We start from the raw sequence: 20,538 nt of genomic DNA on the forward strand, positions 1-20,538 counted from the left end.
TCGGCTCCTCCTTTCCCTTGTCGAGGGATCAGGTGCCGTAATTTACAGTTATATCGTCCTTTTTTGAAGTCTCGCTGCGCGCGAGCGCCATGCTCTCCGGTGTGATCATCTGCGCGTTGGCCGACGGCATGGTCGTGTAGGCGTCGCGATCACCCGCCGGTTTTGCGGCGCGCATGCGGCTGCGGAAGATCGAATAGGAGGTAATCAGCACATGGGCGACAGCGGTGACGAAGAATAGCGAGTATGGGCCGATGGAGGACATGACCGGGCCGCTCAGCGTCGGGCCGATGATCGTGCCGATACCGTAGAGCAGCAGCAGGCCGCCCGAAACCTTGACGAAATCCTCCGGCGCGGCGAAGTCGTTGGCGTGGGCGACGGCGATCGGATAGAGCGTATTGGCGACGGCGCCATAAATGACGACCATGCCGATGAGGAAGAAGGGGCTGCCGGGCTTCAGCAGAAACAGCAGCAGACCGTCGAGAGCGGCGATCGCCGCCATGCCCGCAAGTACATAGCGGCGGTCGATGCGATCGGACAGGCGGCCGGCCGGCAGCTGCATGACGGCGCCGGCGAAGATGGTAGAGCTCATCATCAGCGCGATATCGCCTTGGGAAAGGCCGGCCTTCGCACCGAAGACGGCGCCGAGCGTGCCGTATGCGCCATTGGCGATGCCGACGAGCAGGATGCCGATCGAGGCGACCGGTGAATTGCGGTAGAGCGCCTTCAGGTCGAGGCTGACGGCCTTCAGCGGCTGCGGCGAGGCGGCGGTCGACAGCGTCGTCGGCAGCATGGCGATACAATAGCAGATGCCGCACACCATGAAGAGGATAGGCGTATGGACGTCGGCGAAGGGCACCATCATCTGGCCGGCGACGGCGCCGATTAGCGTAATGCCGATATAGAGCGAGAAGATCGCGCCGCGGCTTTCATTGGTAGCGCGTTCGTTGAGCCAGCTTTCGATGATCATTGAGGTGCCGGCCGTGCAGAAGCCGGTCACGGCACGCAACGCCACCCACCAGGTGGGGTCGACGATGATGCCGGTCAGAAGCGCGATGATGGCGATGACGGAGATGAAACCAGAAAAGGCGCGCACATGACCTATGCGCCGAACCAGTTTCGGCGCCGTCAGGCAGCCGAGGACGAAACCCGTCGCCCAGGTGGTGCCAAGCAGGCCGAGCGTCGTCGTCGCATAGCCTTCGGCCGTGCCGCGCACAGGCAGCAACAGGCTGTGCAAGCCATTGCCCGTAAACAGGAACAGCGTGCCGAACAGCAAAGCGAGTACCGGCAATATGTTTCGTTTCATGCTCCCCACCTTCATGCGGCTCGTTTCAGGAGCCGATAAGACAGGATTCTGCCCTGTCTGTATTCGCTATTGATTGTGTCCCGGATTGCCGCTATCGGCCTGTAGAAACAGTCTGTTGGCGCGGAAAAATGTCCGTCCTATGACGATTAGAGCATGATCGCGAAAGGCGTGCAGCGGTTTTTGGTCGCGGCTGCCCTCACTCTTGCATAAACGGGGAAAAATAGCGTGACAAAAGCCATAGCGGTGCTGCTTCTGCTCGCCATGGCGGTGCACATCATCAAACCTTTGGGGCTGCCGGGCCTGAGGCGCAGGGCCGATTTCTGGAAGATCGCTATCTTCGCCTTTGCCGTCTGGACGGTGGCGCTTGTCATCAACGAGGTGTTCTAGCGCATTTCAGCCCGGATTCAGGGTCTCAGCGCCGCTACGTGCGGCTGCCTAAAGTTGGATCTCTCCGCGCATGACGGAGACGCTGCTGCCTGACAGCAAGACTTCGTTTACCGTGCCGGCAGATTTCCTGACATCAACGCCGATAAGGCTGCGTCTTCCCATCTCCACGCCCTGTTCGATGGTAATTTTTACCTCCACATCCTGCGCGGGAAGCAGGGACGTCAGATAGGCGCTGATCGCGGCAGAGGCGCTGCCGGTCGCCGGATCTTCCGTGACGTTGTCGAGCGGGGCAAACATGCGGGCGCGGATGGCCCACGGGTTTTCGGGAGAGCGCACGTAGAGAAAGAGTGAGAAGCCGGTCTTGTCTTCCTTGTGGCGTGCGGCGGCTTCAGCAAAAACGGCGGCATTCGGCCATGCCTTGGCGAGCGTTTCGAGGCTGTCCAATTCGGCGAAGGCGAAAGGCAGACCGACGGATGCGAAGATCGGGGCATGGGTCGTATGGCGGATCGACTGTGGGTTGATCTGCACACAGCGGGCAATCAGTTCGTCGGCAACCGACTCGCCGATCGTAAGTTGGCCAGGCGCGCGAATGCTTGCGCCGACGACCGCGCTATCGTTGCGCAACAAGGCGACCTCCACAAGACCGGCATCCTCTTCGAAAATCAGTCTGTCGCCCGTAGGCCTTCCGAAGATCGCCCGCTGCTGGCCGAGAACGAAGGCGGTGCCGACATTCGGGTGGCCGGCAAAGGGAATTTCAGCTGTCGGCGTGAAGATGCGAACGCGCGCGGTGTGATCGGGATTTTCAGGCGGCAGCACGAAGGTCGTTTCCGAATAACCGAACTCGGCTGCGATCTTCTGCATGGCGTCGCTGCCGAGGCCTCGCGCATCGGGGATGACCGCCAGTGGATTGCCAACGAAGCGTTCGGATGTGAAGACATCGACGGTGACATAAGCGACAGTGTTCATGGCGGCCCCCACAGCTTTTATAGATCTGCGAGGATTTAGCCGGTGGTCGGCTGGTGCTGGAAGCGGGAACTTGTGCCGGTGACAACTTCACCAGCGGTCACCGTTGGAGGTCTGGCTTCCGTATCAGCATTAAGGCCCATCACGCGATGACGATCACGTCAATTGTTCTGAAACTGCTTGAGCACGCTGGACCAGAGCTCGACCAGCTCGGCACTGCCCGTATCGCCGGGCTTCGCACGGACCGCAGTGTGAACGAGAACCAGATGGGTTGTCGGATCGACGAGGATGCGCTGGCCGGCTCGGCCATCCAGAAAGAATGTTCGGCGCGGACCGGGCATCAGCCAGGTTTGATAGCCGTAGCCCCAGGGGTTCGTTTCGTGATTGACCGCCAGGAACGAGCCTTGCTTGACCGGCTCCGTGGCATCCAACAGCCATTGGCGGGGTATGATCTGCCGGCCGTTCAAGGCGCCGTCATGGGCGAGCAGCAGGCCAAAGCGCGCATAATCGCGCAGTGTCGCGCTGAAGCAGCAGTAGCCGACCTCCTGGCCGGTGCTGTCGACCTGCCAGTTCGCGCTGGCTTCCGCACCCATCGGCTGCCAGATGCGGGTCTGGAGATAATCCGCCATGCTCATATGGGTGGCGTGCGTCAGGACCAGGCTCAGCCCTTCCGTATCGAGATTGCTGTAGTGCCACACCGTGTCGGGAGAAGCGACCCGCTTGTTGAACCGCGATATGGCCGTAATGGGGTCGAGTTTTTCCGGGCCGAGCAATGAATTGCTGAGGCGAACATTGTCGTCAGGATTGCCGAAGTTTTCGGTGAAGGCAATGCCGGAGGCCATATGCAGCAAGGCGCGGATCGGCGTGGCGCCCATCTCCGTGCCTTTCAGCTCCGGCACATAGGTCTCGACCGTATCGTCGATCGAATGGATGGCGCCCTCGGAAATCGCGATCCCGATCATCATGGCGGTCAAGGTTTTCGCCATGGATTGCGAGACAAGGCGGTCGCGGTCGGTGCGGCCATATTGGTAATGTTCGAACAGGATCGTGTCGTTGTGGGCAATCAGCAGGCCAGTGGTGGGATTGGTGTCGAGATATTTCGACAAGGAGCTGGTTTCAGTGCCGAACGTGAACTTGACCGAAATCTCGGACGGGGCGCGTAAGAGGGGTAGCGGATGCTCGGCGGCGGCGATCGTATGCGTTGGCGCAAGCTTATCGGCGTGACTGAAATTGCCGATCATGTTCCGTTGTTCGCTCAGCGGCAGGCCGATGGGGTAGCCGAGTTTCTCACCGTAAGCCTCTGCGTCCGGTCCGGTCGCGGAGAAAACGGGAACAGCCGTCTGCAATTGTTGGGCGCGAGCAATATCTATTTGTGCAACTAGGACTACAGAAAGAACAGCAACAAAACTGCGCCAAGCAAGCATATGGCAACCCCTCTATTTGGCCCCTTTTATTATAAGTGGGACAAGCTAGTGCCGCGTTTTCGTAACATCCATTTGACATGGTTTGTTTTCCGATATCACAGCAAACCTATTCTTACCATTGTGTCAGATGTAACTTGCTCTGTTCTGAACGCTCGGTTGGCCATTGTCCGAAAGCAAAAAAGCCCCGATCGCATCGCGACCGAGGCTTTTCGTTCATTCGAATACTCAAGTGGCTCAGCTTTTCACAGCCATCGAACCACTCTATCCCTTTGTTTCCGCGCAATTCCGAGAAAATTGTAGTGCCCTTTTCCCGGAATTGCTCCAGCTGGCATCAGGCAGCCTGTTCGCGATCCTTCGTCCAGCTGCCCTTGGCGGCGAGATAGTTCATCTCGGCGCGATGGGTGAAGGCGCGCTGGCCGGCGGCGACGTTTTCCGGCTTGCCGCCCCATGCCTTCAGCGCGCTGTCCTGCAGGGCGCGACCATAGGAGAAGGTCACCTTCCAGGGCAGTTCATAGCCCGAATTGATGGCGGAGAGGTGGGCGGTCGCCTCTTCGGTGGACTGGCCACCGGAGAGGAAGGCGATACCGGGAACGGCTGACGGAACCGTTTCCTTTAGAACCTTGACGGTGCGTTCGGCGACCTGCTCGACGGAGGCTTTGCGGACCTTCTTGCCGTCGATGACCATGCTCGGCTTCAGGATCATGCCTTCGAGCTTGATGCGAGCTTCTGCGAGCTCCTGGAAGACGATCTGCAGCGTCCAGCGGGTAACTTCCTCACTGCGGTCGAGGCTCTGCGTGCCGGGCTCGCCATCCATCAGCACTTCCGGCTCGACGATCGGAACGATCTTGGCCTGCTGGCAGAGGGCGGCGTAACGGGCAAGCGCATGGGCGTTGGCCTTGATGGCGCCATAGGTCGGCAGCGTATCCGAAATGGCGATCACGCCGCGCCATTTGGCAAAGCGGGCGCCGGCATCATAATATTTCGCCAGGCGATCGGCGAGGCCGTCGAGGCCTTCGGTGACGGTTTCACCAGGGAAGCCGGCGAGTGGCTTGGCGCCGACATCGACCTTGATGCCGGGAATGCTGTCTGCAGCCTTGATGATATCGACGAAGGGGGTGCCGTCGGCGGCCTTCTGGAAGAGGGTTTCCTCATAGAGGATGACGCCGGAGATGTATTTCTTCATTGCGTCGTCGGAGCGGAAGAGCATTTCGCGATAGTCGCGGCGGCTCTCTTCCGTTGATACGAGAGAGATGGCGTCGAAGCGCTTCTTGATCGTGGCGGTGGATTCGTCCGCCGCCAGGAGGCCCTTGCCACCAGCAACCATCTTTACGGCAATGTCTTCAATTCGTTCGCTCATTTTGTTTCTCCAAGGCGATTTCATTCGGCGACAAGAACAATATAGATCGGCGATAACAGAAGTGTAGAAGGAGGGAAATGGGAGGCTAACTAATTGAAACGATTGAAATGATTTCAACCGTTTGAAAGTCTTTCATGTAATCCTAGCACTCATGGAAAAGCCGCGAAAGCTTTAGCTTTCGCGGCCCGCATCGTTCACCGCGATAAGGCTTGTTATTTGCTGGCCCGCAGAACTGCGACACCCGGCAGGACCTTGCCTTCCATCCATTCGAGGAACGCGCCGCCCGCCGTCGAGACATAGGTGAAGTCGTCGGCAACGCCGGCATGGTTGAGCGCCGAAACCGTGTCGCCGCCTCCGGCGACCGAGGTCAGCTTGCCGGTCTTGGTGCATTCGGCGGCATATTTGGCAACTGCGACGGTTGCTGCATCGAAAGGCGTGATTTCGAAGGCGCCGAGCGGGCCGTTCCAGACCAGCGTCGTGGCACGGCCGATCCAGTTCTTGACGGCTTCGACGGACTTCGGACCGACATCGAGGACCATGGCATCGGCGGGGATCGCTTCGATCGCGACGATTTCGTTGTCGGCACCGGCCTTGAATTCGCGAGCGACGACGCCGTCCTCAGGCAGCACGATCGCGCAGCCGGCTGTGGCGGCCTCGATCATGATCTGCTTGGCTGTGTCTGCAAGGTCATGTTCGCAGAGCGATTTGCCGACATTGGTGCCTCGGGCGGCGAGGAAGGTGTTGGCCATGCCGCCGCCGATGACGAGCGCATCGACCTTCTTCACCAGGTTCGTCAGAAGGTCGATCTTGGTGGAAACCTTGGCGCCGCCGACGATGGCGACGACCGGGCGGACCGGATTGCCGAGGCCCTTTTCCAGGGCTTCAAGCTCTGCCTGCATCGTGCGACCTGCATAGGCCGGCAGCAGGTGGGCGAGGCCCTCCGTCGAGGAATGGGCGCGGTGCGCGGCCGAGAAAGCGTCGTTGACGTAGATATCGCCATTGACGGCGAGCGCCTTGGTGAAGGCTGCATCGTTCTTTTCCTCTTCCTTGTGGAAGCGGGTGTTTTCCAGCAGCAGGATGTCGCCGTTGTTCATCTTGGCAACGGCGTCGGCAGCCGGAGCATCGATGCAGTCGGAGGCGAAGAGAACGGCGTGATCCAGAACTTCTTCGACGGCCGGTATGATGAGGCCGAGGGAGAGGTCCGGGGAGGGGCCATCCTTCGGCCGGCCGAAATGGGCAAGCAGGATGACCTTGGCACCCTTTTCGGACAATTCGAGAATCGTCGGGGCGACACGTTCGATGCGGGTCGCATCGGTGACCTTGCCATCCTTGACCGGCACGTTGAGGTCGACGCGTACCAGTACGCGCTTGCCGGAGATGTCGGTGAGATCGTCGAGAGTTTTGAAGGCTGCCATGGGAGGATCCAATATTGTTGGTGGCGAAAAGCGCGCCGACCATACTACGGATGATCGCAGACGCAAGGCGTTCAGACGTCGTTTTTGCCCGTCGACGAATCGCTTGAAACAGCTTCATGCGCACGCTCGCGGCGCTTCTGCAGATAGGCGCGGGCGCTCTTCAAAATATCATGGAGATTGATGAAGATCGGCATGATGACGGGCGGTTCCACCGCCTCGAGCGACATGCCGACGGATTGGATATGATCGTTCTCGTCGAGATCCCTGACGATAAGGATGATCTCGCCGAGACGAACGCGATCCGCATAGTCGGCCTTGCCACCGAGACGATGGCGCATGAGCTCCGCTATGGTGAGCCCTTTCTCCTGTTCGCTCAGCAATCCCGGTCCATAGGCAGCGTCGAGATCGGCGGCGGGGCGCAGCGGCGAGATCGAGAAGGCACCGAAGAATTCGGCATCCTCGGGATCGACCGGCGCGCGGCTGGCGAAGATGCGGTCGAGAAGGCGCGAATAATTGGGGGAGACGAAAAGATAGACGATATCGTTTTCGCGCAGGCGGCCGGCATATTGATAGCGCATGGACTTGCCGTCGCGGACGATGAGCGATGGTGTTGCCCAGCGCGGAATGCGTTCGCCGCGCAGGACCGGGCTGTCCTTCACGACACGATAGGAGAGGAGTTCGTGGTTGACCGTGCCCGGCAGGTCGACCTCGACCTTGTCGATCGCCCCCATGCGCGGGGGAACGATGAGACCGAGGCGGCGCGCCATCGGTTTGATGGTCCAGCCCTGGACGAGCAGCGACACCAGCACGACGATGAAGGCAACGTTGAAATAGGTTTGCCCCGCCTGCAGGCCGCCGAGGATCGGCATGATCGCCAGAAGAATGGAGACGGCGCCGCGCAGACCGACCCAGGCGACGAAACCGGTTTCCCGCTGCGTATAGTCGAAGGGCAGCACGCAGAGCCAGACGGCGATCGGCCGAGCAACGAAGATCAGGAACAGTGCCAGCGCGATGGCGGGGATGGCGATCGCCGGAAATTCCGATGGCGTGGCGAGCAGACCGAGTACGAGAAACATGATGATCTGCGCCAGCCAGGTCATGCCGTCCTGGAAACGCTTGATCGAGGCGGATGCGGGCAGCTTGCGATTGCCGGCATAGATGCCTGCGACATAGACGGCCAGGAAGCCGCTGCCGCCGACGGCGCCGGTAAACGAGAAGACGAGGAGTGCCAGCGCCAGCACGAAGATAGGGGTCAGGCCGCGGTCGGTTTCCAAGCGGCCGACGATGAGGACGATCATCATGCCGCCGAGCAGGCCGAGTATGACGCCTAGCCCCATCTGCTGGACGAAGGTGGCGAGCATGGCGAGGTTGATGCCGGCATAGCCTTCGCCGCTTGCGAGCAGCTCGACCAAGGCGAGTGTTAGAAAGATTGCCATCGGATCGTTGGTGCCGGATTCGACTTCCAGCGTCGAGCGTACCTTGTCACGGATATTGATGCCGCCGATGCGCAGCAGGAAGAAGACGGCGGCTGCGTCCGTTGAGGCGACGATGGAGCCGAGCAGCAGCCCCTGAAGCCAGGTGAAGCCAAGCAGCCAGGTGGCGGCAAGGCCGAACAATGCGGCCGTTACGATAACGCCGACGGAGGCGATGGTCAGCGCGGGCGCCGCAGCGAGCTTGAAGGCCTGGATCGGCGTGCCATAGCCGGAATCGAAGAGAATGATGGCTAGCGCCAGAGAGCCGAGAATATAGGCGAGGTAATTGTTGGAGAATTCGATGCCGAGCCCGTCGGTGCCGGCTGCAAGCCCGATCATCAGGAAAAGCAGCAGCAAGGGTGCGCCGAAGCGGAAGGCGAGGAGGCTGGAAAAGGCCGCAATGAGAACAAGGACCGTGCCGACCAGCACGATGACGTAAAATGCCTCCACCTTGTCTTCCCCTTTCCCTGCGCCGCTGGGCCAAAAGCCCGGATTGCCGGAGGTCCCTTCGTCATCCCATCATGCAGTCTTGCCGGTCATATTGGCAAATATGGCCTTATTCAGAGGAGAGCTTTTCGACTGAAGCCCACTCTGACGGTTGCGACGGCATGGTGTGATGCGCTTTTGCCAGAACGGCGAAGCGGCTTGGAATGCCCTGGGAGATGTCCTGTCCAAAATTTATTGGTAAATCTGGACCATAGCAGGGCAGGGAGAACAAAGATTGAGGCGTTTTGAAGGGCAATTGCGATTGGGCCAAAAGGCTTGTGCGTGGATCCTCGGGTCAAGCCCGAGGATGACGGTGCTTGAGAATAGGCCAAAGACACATAGCGACTTGGGAGATGCATCTCAAAAAACTATCGTTTGTCCGCGGTGCACCCCGAAAACACGTCATCCTCGGGCTTGACCCGAGGATCCAAGCACAAGCTCATTGCTTGCCGAATGAGCAAGGGTAACGATACCGCAGCTCAAACATCTACACGCCTGAAATAGCTGGGATAGTCGATCACGAGCCCATCCTCATCCACCGGAAGTTCGACGGTGAAATCCCGGTCTTCGGCCGCATAGCGGTAGAGCTTCTCCGGCACGATGCAGGTATAATGCTGGCCGTCCCGCACCGGCTGAAAGGTGTCGAACGGGATATAGAGCATGGAGAGCTTGGCCGTTCCGTCTTGCGGTGTCATTTCCAGTCGGCGGATCGGCAGACTGTTGGTGAAGGGCGAGCCATAGAGATCGATATCGATGCAGCCGTCGAATTGCGGCAGCGTCATGCCATGCTCGGTGCGCCAGTGTCCCTTGCCATCCGAGATCAGCGCCAGGCGGCGGCCATCGGTGGTTTCGACCGAGAAGGAAAGAACGGCCCAATCGGCGGCGCAGTCGATGCGGTAAGAGACGCCGTAGGGCGTGCCGCCGCGGGCACCAATGATAATGCCGGCAGCGCGGATGGCCGCGCTGCCGGCATGATCGAGAGGGGTGACCGTCAGGTGCTCCAGCCCATCTCCTTCCAAGGGACGCCAGCGGACTGTCGTCGGAAGGAGCGGGCGGAAGGCCATGATCAGATCGTCTTGGCGAAGGCGACGGCCGTGTCGGACATGCGGCTCGAGAAGCCCCATTCGTTGTCGTACCAGGACAGGACGCGCACGAAGTTGCCTTCCATGACCTTGGTCTGGTCGGTCGCGAAGATCGACGAGTGGCTGTCATGGTTGAAGTCGCGGGAAACCAGCGGCTCGTCGGTGTAGCCGAGGATGCCCTTCAGCTTGCCGTTCGATGCAGCCTTGATGGCTTCGTTGATTTCGCCGACCGACGTTGCCTTCTTGGCCACGAACTTGAAGTCGACGACCGAGACGTTCGGCGTGGGAACGCGGATCGACGTGCCGTCGAGCTTGCCCTTGAGGTGCGGCAGAACGAGACCGACAGCCTTTGCGGCACCCGTCGACGTCGGGATCATGGACAGGGCTGCGGCGCGGGCGCGGTACAGGTCCTTGTGCATGGTGTCCAGCGTCGGCTGGTCGCCGGTGTAGGAGTGGATAGTCGTCATGAAGCCGTGGTCGATGCCGACGGCGTCGTCGAGAACCTTCACGACCGGCACCAGGCAGTTCGTGGTGCAGGATGCGTTGGAGATGACCAGGTGCTCTTTGGTGAGTTGGTCATGGTTGACGCCGAAAACGACGGTCAGGTCAGCACCATCGGCAGGAGCCGAAACGATGACGCGCTTGGCGCCGGCCGTCAGGTGAGCGGCGGCCTTGTCGCGGGCCGTGAAGATGCCCGTGCATTCCATGGCGATATCGACACCGAGATCACGGTGCGGCAGGGTTGCCGGGTCCTTGATCGCCGTGACCTTGATCGGCTTGCCGCCGCCAACGATGATCGTGTCGCCTTCGACCTTCACTTCGGCGGGGAACTTGCCGTGGATGGAATCGTAACGCAGCAGGTGGGCGTTGGTCTCGACCGGCCCAAGGTCGTTGATGGCAACGATCTCGATATCGGTGCGGCCGGATTCGACGATTGCGCGCAGAACGTTACGGCCGATACGGCCAAAGCCGTTGATAGCAACTTTTACAGTCATTGAATGTCACTCCCGTTCACTCAGGGTGTTTATCTATTGGATTTGAGAGCGCTTGTCAGCGCCCTCAGGAAAGCTTTGCCTCAGCGGCGGCGACAACGGCCTCCGTCGTGATGCCGAAGTGCTTGTAGACGTCCTTGTAAGGAGCGGAAGCGCCGAAGCCCTTCATGCCGATAAATGCGCCTTCCGGTCCGATGAAGGCATCCCAGCCTTCGCGAACGCCGGCTTCGACGGCAACCTTGACCGGCGAGTTGCCGATGACTTCCTTGCGGTAAGCATCCGGCTGCTCGAAGAAGAGTTCGGTGCAGGGAACGGAAACGACGCGCGTGGAGACGCCCTTGCCTTCCAGGACCGCGCGGGCAGCAACGGCGAGTTCAACTTCGGAGCCCGAAGCGAAGATCGTGACCTTGGCGTCGGCATTGCCGGCCAGCGTGTAAGCGCCGAGTTCGCAGAGGTTCTTCTCGCTATATTCCGTACGGGCGGCCTGCAGGTTCTGGCGCGTCAGGGCAAGGCCGGACGGGCGGTTCGTCGTCTTGATGGCGATCTGCCAGCATTCGGCCGTTTCCGTTGCGTCGGCCGGGCGGAAGAGCTGGAAGTTCGGGATGGCGCGCAGGCTGGCGACCTGCTCGACCGGCTGGTGGGTCGGGCCGTCTTCGCCGACGCCGATGGAATCATGCGTCAGGACGTGGATGGCGCGGATGCCCATCAGGGCGGCCAGGCGCAGCGGCGGGCGGCAATAATCCGAGAAGATCAGGAAGCCGCCGCTATAGGGGATCAGGCCGCCGTGCAACGCGATGCCGTTCATGGCAGCAGCCATGCCGTGTTCGCGGATACCCCAGTGCATGTAACGGCCGGAGAAATCGGTCGGGGTGATCGACTTCATCTGGCTGGTCTTGGTGTTGTTCGACGGCGTCAGGTCGGCCGAGCCGCCGAGCGTTTCCGGAATGAAGCCGTTGATGACTTCGAGCGCATCTTCCGATGCCTTGCGGGTTGCGACCGTCGGCTTGGTTTCCGCGAGCTTCTTCTTGTAGTCGCTGATGGCGGCGTCGAATCCGGCCGGCAGCTTGTGATCGAAGCGGCGGGTGAACTCGGCCTTCTTGGCCGGGTCGGCGGCAGCAAGGCGGCCTTCCCAGGCCTCGCGAGTGCCGACGGAGCGCTCGCCGGCAGCGCGCCATTCACCGAGGACGTCGTTCGGGATGACGAAGGGCTCGTAGGGCCAGTTGAGCGCGACGCGGGTCGCGGCAATTTCCTCGGCGCCGAGCGGCGAGCCATGGACCTTGTGCGTACCCTGCTTGTTGGGGGCGCCGAAGCCGATGATCGTCTTGCAGGCGATCAACGTCGGGCGGTCGGACTTGTGTGCGGCTTCGATGGCCGCGGCGATGGCGGCCTGGTCGTGACCGTCGATTTCGATCGTGTTCCAGTGAACGGCCTTGAAGCGCATGATCTGGTCGGTCGAATCCGACAACGAGACGGCGCCGTCGATGGTGATGGAGTTGTTGTCCCAGAACAGGATCAGCTTATTGAGCTTGAGGTGGCCGGCCAGCGCGATCGCCTCATGGCTGATGCCTTCCATCAGGCAGCCGTCGCCGCACATGGCGTAGGTGTAGTGATCCTGAAGTTCCGAGCCGAACTCCTCGCGCAGCTTGCGCTCGGCGATCGCCATGCCGACGGCATTGGCAATGCCCTGGCCGAGCGGGCCGGTAGTGGTTTCGATGCCGGTGGCGTGACCGTATTCCGGATGGCCGGCGGTCTTGGAGCCGAGCTGGCGGAAGCGTGTGAGCTCTTCGACCGTCATGTCGGGATAGCCGGTCAGATAGAGGACCGAATAAAGCAGCATCGAGCCGTGGCCAGCCGACAGGACGAAGCGGTCGCGGTCCGGCCAAAGCGGGTTCTTCGGATCAAAGCGCAGATATTTGCTAAAGAGAACGGTGGCAACATCAGCCATCCCCATCGGCAAACCGGGGTGACCGGAATTGGCCTTCTCGACAGCATCCATGGCAAGGAAACGGATCGCATTCGCCATCCGGTCGTGTTGTTCGCGAGAGTTCATGGGGTTTTTCCGCAGTGTTCCGGGTTCGGGGGGATGGCCACACGCTTGGGAGGGAGGGCCATCGGTTGAAAGGCGGGTGAAGGGGAGACGCTCTTCCGAACGCCATTTTCAACGTCGCCTCAGGCGGTCGAGACATAGCAGTTAGGGCGAGCAAGTCAATAAATCGAGGGCCCAATACGGGCCTCTCGGGGCAATTTTTTGACATTTGCCCGTTCACTTTTACAAAAGACGACAATCATGCGACAAGGCCTGTGCAGGCGGCAAAGGCGGCATTCATCCACAGAATAGGGGGGCTGCCACATGACAGCCTTTATTGACGTGCTGTTGCCGAGTTGAATATTGTTGCGAAATCAGACAAGTGGCCGGATGTTTTGATTCGGGCCTTGCGCGGAGATGCGAAGGGTATGACACCTTCAGGCAAAACGGTGGACGCGGCGCTCGCCCAATTGCGCCAGGCGCTTTCGACTTTGGAGAGCGCGGTTGACGGACGGTTCGAGCGGGAACGGGCGCAGAGCGATATAGAAGGCGAGGTCCGTAGGGTTCACGCCGATCGATCCCGCCTTGCCCAGGAACTGGACCAGGCCGAGTTCCGCGCGAACCGGCTGGAAGAGGTCAATCGGGAAGTGTCGCGCCGGCTCGTGACGGCGATGGAAACCATAAGAGCCGTGCTGGACCGCTGATCCCTCGGGAGGCAGCCGTCGCAGTGCGGCAGTGATCGGAAAGTCGAATGGCACAAGTAACGGTAACGATCGACGGCAAAGCCTACCGGATGGCCTGCGAAGAGGGGCAGGAAGACCATCTGACGGATCTTGCCAATCGCTTCGATCGTTATGTCCTGCATTTGAAAAGCCAGTTCGGCGAAATCGGCGATCTCAGGCTGACTGTCATGGCCGGGATCATGATCATGGATGAAGTGAGCGAATTGACCCGGCGCGTGTCTTCGCTGGAGGCCGAGCTGGAAACCCTGACCAGCACCCGTGATACGACAGTGGCAGCCAATGCGAGGGCCGAGGAGACGCTGGCGAGCGTCATCGACGAGGTGACGACGCGCATTCACGGCATCACCGAGAAGCTTTTAGAGCGTCCGGGTGTCGAGCAGGCTTGAGTTATTTCTGGGGCTGCCCGTCGCAGCCCTCTGGTAGAATGCTTCAAAGCTCTTTATATAGTTCAGGCGGTCTGCGCTTCCCGACAGGAACCACAATCCCTGGGGCCATACTCGATCCAAAGGGAGCTGTCCCTGACCAGGCCCGTGGGCCTGGACACACGGTGCCCACCTACGTTTGTAGGCACCCAGGATCGTAAACATCCATCGGTCGTTGTGGATCGCTCTTAAATCTTCCTAGCTGGGTGCCAATTCTCTGGCAGATGGCCAAGGAAGGCGCCACGCAGTTCTTCCGCCGCGTTGACGCCAATCCTCCTCCCCTTAACCTTTGGATCGCAGGTAAGCGCCGCGCTCGAGTTCGGCGCGATTGGTCGCACTGCGCAGCCGCAGCAGGTCTTTGCGGGCGATGAGGCCGACGAGGCGGCCGGTCTGTGGCTCCACGACCGGAACACGTCCCGTATCCGCCTGGATCATGATATCGGCGACGCGTCCCACCGTATCTTCGGCATGGGCAACCGGAAGAGACGTATCCGAGATCACGTCATAGAGCGATTGATCCATGAGTTCCGGTTCGCTCTGCCAGCGCAAGGCATCAGCGCGCGAGATCATGCCGACGAGGCGGTTATTCTCCCCGACGACGGGATAGAAGCGATGCGCATCCGGCCGATCCGTCATCTGCGCCAGCGCTTCCGACAGGCGCATGGAGGCTGGCAGTGTGTCTACCTCGGCGATCATGATGTCGCGGGCACGGGTCAGCTCGAACGGGTCGATGCCGTATTCGCGGGTAATGTGCTGGCCACGCCTTGCGATCTTTTCCGTCAGAATCGATCGCTTCAGCAGAAGGACAGTGACGGCATAGGATGCGACCGTTGCCGCAAGCAGTGGCACCAGCGAATTCGTGTCACCCGTCAGCTCGACGGCGAAGAAGGTGCCCGTCAGCGGAGCACGCATCGTGCCGCCCATCATCGCCGCCATGCCGAGCATCGCCCAGAAGCCGGTATCGCCTGGCAGGGCAAGGCCGACGAGCCAGCCGAGCGCGCCGCCGAGGATGAGCAGCGGCGCCAGGACGCCGCCCGAGGTGCCGGAGGACAGCGCCACGAGCCAGATGCCCGCCTTGACCAGTAGGATTGCCAGAACGGCCCCGACGGCGATGCGGCTATGCAGGAGATCGGCGATGATGTCGTAGCCGACGCCCAGCGCGCGTGGCTCGATCAGCCCACCGAGCCCGACGACGAGGCCGCCGAGTGCGGGCCACCACATCCAGTGGATCGGCAGCTTCTCGAAGGCATCCTCGATCTTATAGAGCAAAGTCGTCAGCAGGCCGGATTGCAGGCCGGAGACGATGCCGAGGCCGGCGGCGAGCAGAATGCCCCACCAGGAGAGCGACATCTCGAAATGCGCGGGGAAGAGTGCGCCGCTGCCGATCAGCAGCGGCCGCCAGACAACCGAAACGCAGGCCGCGACCGCGACCGGAATGAAGCTGCGCGGCTTCCATTCGAAGAGCAGGAGTTCGACGGCAAGCATGACGGCCGCGATCGGTGTGCCGAAGACCGCGGTCATGCCCGCCGCGGCGCCGGCGACAAGCAGGGTCTTTCTCTCGGCGGCGCTCAGATGGAAGAGCTGCGCGAAGAGCGAACCGATGGCGCCGCCGGTCATGATGATCGGACCTTCCGCGCCGAACGGGCCGCCGGAGCCGATCGAGATCGCCGATGACAGGGGCTTCAGCACCGCCACCTTCGGCGACATGCGGCTGCCGCCGATCAGGATCGCCTCGATGGCTTCGGGGATGCCGTGGCCGCGGATCTTCTCCGAGCCGAAGCGGGCCATCAGGCCGATGACGAGGCCGCCCAGGATAGGAGCGGCCACCATCCATGGCGAGCGTGCCACCGTGGCGAAGGAGAGCGGCTCGGTGCTGATCTTGAACAGCCAAACAGCGTTGCTGACGAGCGCGATGAGATTGATGAGCACCCACGCGGCGAAGGCGCCGCCGGTGCCGACGACGAGCGCCATGGCGATCAGCAACAGGACGCGCTTGTCCGTGGTGAAATCGCCATTGTCCTTGCGGGAGGCCCCGCCGGAGAAATCATGGCTGTGACTTTGTGAGGTGCTGGTGTCCTGCATGGGAGGCCTTCTGTGCTAAGCGCGCGCGGCCGTCCTTCAGCCGCTCCCCGCTTCGAGATGGCAAATATATCGTAATGCGATATAAATCAACTCAAGCGCATTGCGATCTGCAGGATTCGTTTTCGGCCCTATAGTTCCTTGATCTGGAGCACGGTGTTGCCGCAAAACCGCTGAGGATTTTGCTCGGCATGCTTGAGGACCGCGAACGGCGGCAATGAGGACGATTTGATGGTGCGACGTTTGGATGAAGCTCTTTCGCAGGCTGACTATGAGGCGCTGGCGACGCTGCGTTACACCCTGCGTAAGTTCATGGATTTCAGCACGTCGGCCGCGCAGGACGCGGGCCTGCCGCCGCAACAGCATCAGGCGCTGCTGGCGATCAAGGGCAATGGAACGGCCGAGGCGATGACGATCGGCATGCTCGCGGAAAAGCTGCTGATCGCACCGCATACGGCGACGGAACTTGTGGGGCGCCTGATCGAGGGCGGCTATGTCACCCGTCATCCCGATCCAACGGACAAGCGTCGGCAGACGCTGCAATTGACGGAAAAGTCCGAAGAGGTTCTCCAAATGCTCAGTTCAATCCATCTGGTCGAAATCCGTGAGATGGCGCCGCGGCTGATCGAGATCCTCACGCAGCTTCAGGCCGGCGTTCGCAACGACTGAGGGCGCCATTGCCTGATGATACCGGCAATGCGCGAGAGATCATTGGCCCAAACGGATACCGCCGTCGCAGATCAGCGTGTGACCGCTGGTGAAGCCGTTACCGATCAGGAAGGCGATGGCTTCGGCAATCTCCTCAGGGCGGCCGACACGGCCAACGGGCGTGCGGGCTGCAAAGCCCGCAAAGATCTGCTCCTTCTGCTCCGCGGTGAAATCCCACCAGGGAGTATCGACGACGCCGGGCGACACGCAATTTACCCGGACCGGCTTGAGTTCGACGGCGAGGATTGGCGCCAGGGCGGCTATGGCGGCATTGATGGCTCCGAGCCCTGCGGTTCCAGGCATCGCCGCCTGTGCCGAGACGGCAGAGACGAAGGTGATGCTGCCTTGCTTCGAAAGATGCGGAAGGCAAGCCTGGGCGCAGGCGAAATGCGCCATCGTTTTCTGCTCGAAGCCTTTCCTGAGATCGGCGAGGTCGATCGTGGCGAAAGGGCCGGCACCATTGCCGCCGCCCAATGCCATGACGAGATGATCGACCGGTCCGATTGCCTGGAAGGCCTCGGCAAGGCCGGCAAAGTCGGCAGCATCCATGGTCACGGCGGCAATATCGCCGTCGAGGCTCTGCTCAGCTGCCTGGAGCTTGGCGGCATCGCGACCCGTGATGGTGACGCGATAGCCTTTTTCGAGAAGATGGCCGGCGGTCGCGAGACCGATGCCGGAGGAGCCGCCGATAATGGCGACGTGTTGAGACGACATAGGTGTCTCCTTTCTGGGGTAGGGGAGTGTTGGGAGATGTGGTTCAGGCGAGGCCGGCAAGGCTCTGGCTGAGTGTTCGAAGGCGCTGTCGCGCCGTTGCGTCATAGGCTTGAGCAGAGGCGCGGGATGGGCGCAGTCCGTCGTAATAGAGGCCGGACTGTCCCTCCAGGGCGGCGCCGGCGGCCAGATTGAGGATGGCATCGGCCCCTTGCTCGACGGAGCTTATGGGTGCAACGCCTGCCTGGCGCACCATGGTCGTGTCCATATAGGTCGCGGGGTGCAGGCAGTTGGCGGTGACGCCGGAGGCGGCAAGCTCCTCGGCGAGATCGAAGGTGAACATGATCTGCGCCAGCTTGCTCTGGCAATAGGCACGCACGCCGCTGTAGCCGCGCGTCAGCATGACGTCGGAGAAGTCGATCGCCTGCTGGCCAACAGAGGATACATTGACGATGCGAGCGGGAGTGCTCGCCTTCAACAAAGGCAGGAGCCGGTGCGTCAGCAGGAATCCGGCGAGATAATTCACCGCGAAGCGCAGCTCGTATCCGTCTCGGCTTACCTGGCGCCCAGCGCCGCCGCCGCTGGTACCGATGCCGGCATTGCTGATCAGAACATCGAGGCGATCGATGTCGCGCTCGATGGCATCGGCCAGAGTGCGGACCTCTTCCAGCGAGGAAAGGTCGGCTAGATAATAGGCCGCTTTGCCGCCTTTGTCCTGGATGCGGGAGATCAGTTCTTCCGCGCGGGTCTTGTCGCGACCATGAACGATCACCGTCGCACCTGCTGCTGCCAGTCGTTCCGCAACTCGGCGCCCGACACCATCCGTCGAGCCTGTAATCAGGACCGTCTTGCCGCTCATATCCATAGCAACCGCCTTCTCGTTATCTGCATGATGGATATTTGGCAGCTTGTGAACGCGGCAAACAGTTCTGACTTTATCCTAGTATTGATCCTGCTATAATAAAGCATGACCATCAACCAGAGCCAGATCATCCTCGAAGCCAGGCGTCGCGAGTTCGGCGCCTTTCTGCGCTCGCGTCGGGAGAAGCTGACGCCCGCTAGCGTCGGGCTTCCGGAAGGGTTCCGGCGGCGCACGCCGGGGCTCAGGCGCGAGGAAGTGGCGCTTCTGGCCGGTGTCGGCACCACCTGGTACACATGGCTGGAACAGGGCCGGGACGTCCGCCCTTCCGCAGAGGTTCTATCGGCGCTGGCTTATGCGCTGCGGCTCGATCCGGTCGAGCGGCGGCATCTCTTCACCCTCAGCGATCGGCCGTCTGTTGATGCCCCCTCGCGCGGGCCTGAGGAGGTGCCGGACGCGCTGGTGCGCATGCTTGCGAGCCTTGCCGGCCAACCGGCCTATATTCTCGGCAGGCGTTGGGACGTGCTCGCCTGGAATGCGGCAGCCGTCGCGCTTTTCGGCGATTATGCCTTGTTGCAGGGGGATGCGCGCAACAGCGTCCATCGGGTGTTCACCGATCCTGCGCATCGGCAGCTTCTTGTCGATTGGGAGATCGTGGCGGCGAATTCGCTGGCGATGTTTCGCGCCGACAGTGCCCGTTATGCCGGCGATCCCGATTTCGAACGGCTGATCGCCACCTTGACGCAGGCGAGCCCCGAGTTTCGCGCATGGTGGCCGAGACAGGATGTGTTGCGGCCGCTGACAGGTCGCAAGCGGCTGCGCCATCCGGAGGTCGGTTTGATGACATTCGAATATACCGCGCTTGCCGTCATGGACCGTGCCGACATGAAGCTGGTCGTTTATACACCGCTCGAAGAGGACGGGACGAGCGACGGGCTGAAACGGCTGTTGGGCCGGACCGGCGCAGCCTAAATCCAGTTTTCTCCGAACCCACCCATCTTTGTTTAGCTCTCCAGATCGTTCTTCAACTGATCGAGAATGGAGAGGGCATGGCCGGCATAAGCGCTGATCCAGCGATCATGGATCTGCTTGATAGGCAAGCTGTTCAGATGGTTCCAGCGCTCGCGTCCTTCTTTCCTGGCGATCACGAGGCCTGCATCCTCGAGCACTTTCAGGTGCTGCATCACCGTGCAGCGGTCCATATCCGTGAAAGCCTCGCAGAGCATGCCTGTCGTGCGTGGCGCGTCCTTGAGCATGTCCAGGATTTCGCGCCGGCGGCGATGCGCAAGGGCCTTGAAAATGAGGTCGCTATCCGATTCGTTTGACATGTTATATTTTTATAACATAATGGGGCCATTCGCAATGGAGCGATAACGACAGACAAAGATGGAGGAGATGCCATGACATTGAATGTTCGGATTTCAGGACGGATCGGCCGCAAGGTGGATGAAGTCTTCGATGCTGTCGTCAACCCGAAGAAGCTTTCGAGCTATTTCACCACTGTCGGCGGGGCGAGCGCGCCCCTGGTGGCGGGAACGACCGTCATCTGGTGGAAGAATGCCCCCGTCGAGGTCAACGAAGTGGAGGCCAACAAGCGCATCGTCTTTCACTGGGAGGGCGGCACCGGCGAGGATGGCATCCGCTACAGGACGAAGGTCGAAATGACGTTTGATGCTCTCGACGATGGCGGCACGCTTGTCATCATCGAAGAAAGCGGCTGGCGCGAAGACGAGGCCGGCCGCCGCGGCACCTATCTGAATTGCGAGGGTTGGACGCAGATGCTCTGCTGCATGAAGGCCTTCGTCGAATACGGCATAAATCTGCGCGAAGGCTTCTTCCTGAGCGAAATGCGCGGCGAGCCGGCGGAGGCGCCGGATCGCTGAGTTCAGGCAAACCCGTATCGACGGTCGCTACCGTTCCGATCGCTTTCTTGGCTATCGGTCATTGGCCCGGTGCCGATTTTGGCGCCGGGCCTATCTCTTTCCGGATTTAGCCACTCGGAAGTACGGTTGATGGCATGCGATGGATATCCATCTCACGTTGTAGTAGGCTTTGGATAATCGGAAGAAGGGCAGCGGCGGTGGCGAGGGCGCCCAGGACGGGATGGAA

19 protein-coding genes and 1 other RNA gene are annotated in these 20,538 nt (G+C 61.0%); 7 read left to right on the forward strand and 13 right to left on the reverse strand.

What is annotated here, in order from left to right:
• Window positions 1-28 precede the first annotated feature (28 nt).
• Window positions 29-1,303, reverse strand: coding sequence for an MFS transporter (locus PH558_RS01350; protein WP_095436353.1), 1,275 nt, complete (start codon window positions 1,301-1,303; stop codon window positions 29-31).
• A 225-nt stretch (window positions 1,304-1,528) separates the two neighbouring features.
• Between PH558_RS01350 and PH558_RS01355 the strand changes: the two genes are divergently transcribed.
• Window positions 1,529-1,690, forward strand: coding sequence for a hypothetical protein (locus PH558_RS01355; protein WP_095435746.1), 162 nt, complete (start codon window positions 1,529-1,531; stop codon window positions 1,688-1,690).
• A 48-nt stretch (window positions 1,691-1,738) separates the two neighbouring features.
• Here PH558_RS01355 and PH558_RS01360 read toward each other — a convergent pair whose 3' ends face one another.
• The 8 genes from PH558_RS01360 to tkt all read right to left on the reverse strand — a co-directional run bounded on the left by PH558_RS01360 (window position 1,739) and on the right by tkt (window position 12,931).
• The gene (locus PH558_RS01360; protein ID WP_095435745.1) at window positions 1,739-2,656 is read right to left on the reverse strand and encodes a PhzF family phenazine biosynthesis protein; all 918 of its coding nucleotides are present in this window, start codon (window positions 2,654-2,656) and stop codon (window positions 1,739-1,741) included.
• 158 nt (window positions 2,657-2,814) lie between these two features.
• The gene (locus PH558_RS01365) at window positions 2,815-3,999 is read right to left on the reverse strand and encodes a serine hydrolase domain-containing protein (RefSeq protein WP_285201861.1); all 1,185 of its coding nucleotides are present in this window, start codon (window positions 3,997-3,999) and stop codon (window positions 2,815-2,817) included.
• A 409-nt stretch (window positions 4,000-4,408) separates the two neighbouring features.
• Window positions 4,409-5,434 (reverse strand): class I fructose-bisphosphate aldolase, encoded by a 1,026-nt coding sequence (locus tag PH558_RS01370; protein ID WP_113408244.1) that lies wholly within the window; start codon window positions 5,432-5,434, stop codon window positions 4,409-4,411.
• A 212-nt stretch (window positions 5,435-5,646) separates the two neighbouring features.
• Window positions 5,647-6,849, reverse strand: coding sequence for a phosphoglycerate kinase (locus tag PH558_RS01375; protein WP_285201862.1), 1,203 nt, complete (start codon window positions 6,847-6,849; stop codon window positions 5,647-5,649).
• A 71-nt stretch (window positions 6,850-6,920) separates the two neighbouring features.
• Window positions 6,921-8,771, reverse strand: coding sequence for a potassium/proton antiporter (locus tag PH558_RS01380; RefSeq protein ID WP_095435741.1), 1,851 nt, complete (start codon window positions 8,769-8,771; stop codon window positions 6,921-6,923).
• Window positions 8,772-9,286: 515 nt separating this feature from the next.
• Window positions 9,287-9,871, reverse strand: a complete 585-nt coding sequence (locus PH558_RS01385) for a putative glycolipid-binding domain-containing protein (RefSeq protein ID WP_285201863.1) — start codon at window positions 9,869-9,871, stop codon at window positions 9,287-9,289.
• A gap of 2 nt (window positions 9,872-9,873) precedes the next feature.
• Window positions 9,874-10,884 (reverse strand): type I glyceraldehyde-3-phosphate dehydrogenase, encoded by a 1,011-nt coding sequence (gene gap / locus PH558_RS01390; protein ID WP_113355183.1) that lies wholly within the window; start codon window positions 10,882-10,884, stop codon window positions 9,874-9,876.
• Between the two features lie 64 nt (window positions 10,885-10,948).
• Window positions 10,949-12,931, reverse strand: a complete 1,983-nt coding sequence (tkt, locus tag PH558_RS01395) for a transketolase (protein WP_095435738.1) — start codon at window positions 12,929-12,931, stop codon at window positions 10,949-10,951.
• 404 nt (window positions 12,932-13,335) lie between these two features.
• Here tkt and PH558_RS01400 point away from each other — a divergent pair, with 404 nt between their 5' ends.
• From PH558_RS01400 to ssrS, 3 genes are all read left to right on the forward strand, one after another.
• On the forward strand, window positions 13,336-13,611 hold the full coding sequence (locus PH558_RS01400) for a DUF4164 domain-containing protein (protein WP_015341018.1): 276 nt from the start codon (window positions 13,336-13,338) through the stop codon (window positions 13,609-13,611).
• 47 nt (window positions 13,612-13,658) lie between these two features.
• Window positions 13,659-14,036 (forward strand): cell division protein ZapA, encoded by a 378-nt coding sequence (locus PH558_RS01405; protein ID WP_095435737.1) that lies wholly within the window; start codon window positions 13,659-13,661, stop codon window positions 14,034-14,036.
• A gap of 65 nt (window positions 14,037-14,101) precedes the next feature.
• Window positions 14,102-14,260: non-coding RNA, 6S RNA (ssrS, locus tag PH558_RS01410), on the forward strand.
• A 94-nt stretch (window positions 14,261-14,354) separates the two neighbouring features.
• Here the strand turns inward: ssrS and PH558_RS01415 are convergent.
• Window positions 14,355-16,154 carry a chloride channel protein gene (locus PH558_RS01415; protein WP_113408240.1) on the reverse strand — a complete coding sequence of 600 codons (1,800 nt, stop codon included), beginning with the start codon at window positions 16,152-16,154 and terminating at the stop codon, window positions 14,355-14,357.
• A 228-nt stretch (window positions 16,155-16,382) separates the two neighbouring features.
• On the opposite strand from PH558_RS01415, the gene PH558_RS01420 reads away from it, so the two are divergent.
• A complete protein-coding gene (locus PH558_RS01420) occupies window positions 16,383-16,820 on the forward strand; it encodes a MarR family winged helix-turn-helix transcriptional regulator (RefSeq protein WP_095436352.1) in 438 nt (145 codons plus the stop codon).
• A gap of 39 nt (window positions 16,821-16,859) precedes the next feature.
• Here the strand turns inward: PH558_RS01420 and PH558_RS01425 are convergent, their stop codons facing one another.
• Both PH558_RS01425 and PH558_RS01430 read right to left on the reverse strand, forming a co-directional pair.
• The gene (locus PH558_RS01425) at window positions 16,860-17,573 is read right to left on the reverse strand and encodes an SDR family oxidoreductase (RefSeq protein ID WP_285201864.1); all 714 of its coding nucleotides are present in this window, start codon (window positions 17,571-17,573) and stop codon (window positions 16,860-16,862) included.
• 43 nt (window positions 17,574-17,616) lie between these two features.
• Window positions 17,617-18,435: an SDR family NAD(P)-dependent oxidoreductase gene (locus PH558_RS01430; protein ID WP_095435734.1), complete on the reverse strand. Its 819-nt coding sequence runs from the start codon at window positions 18,433-18,435 to the stop codon at window positions 17,617-17,619.
• A 102-nt stretch (window positions 18,436-18,537) separates the two neighbouring features.
• Here PH558_RS01430 and PH558_RS01435 point away from each other — a divergent pair, with 102 nt between their 5' ends.
• Window positions 18,538-19,401 carry a helix-turn-helix transcriptional regulator gene (locus PH558_RS01435; protein WP_095435733.1) on the forward strand — a complete coding sequence of 288 codons (864 nt, stop codon included), beginning with the start codon at window positions 18,538-18,540 and terminating at the stop codon, window positions 19,399-19,401.
• 32 nt (window positions 19,402-19,433) lie between these two features.
• On the opposite strand, the gene PH558_RS01440 is transcribed toward PH558_RS01435, so the two are convergent.
• On the reverse strand, window positions 19,434-19,757 hold the full coding sequence (locus PH558_RS01440; protein WP_285201865.1) for an ArsR/SmtB family transcription factor: 324 nt from the start codon (window positions 19,755-19,757) through the stop codon (window positions 19,434-19,436).
• 72 nt (window positions 19,758-19,829) lie between these two features.
• Between PH558_RS01440 and PH558_RS01445 the strand changes: the two genes are divergently transcribed.
• A complete protein-coding gene (locus tag PH558_RS01445; protein WP_095435731.1) occupies window positions 19,830-20,312 on the forward strand; it encodes an SRPBCC domain-containing protein in 483 nt (160 codons plus the stop codon).
• The last annotated feature ends 226 nt before the right edge of the window (window positions 20,313-20,538 follow it).

The organism is Rhizobium pantanalense, assembly GCF_030182525.1.
Classification (GTDB): domain Bacteria; phylum Pseudomonadota; class Alphaproteobacteria; order Rhizobiales; family Rhizobiaceae; genus Rhizobium.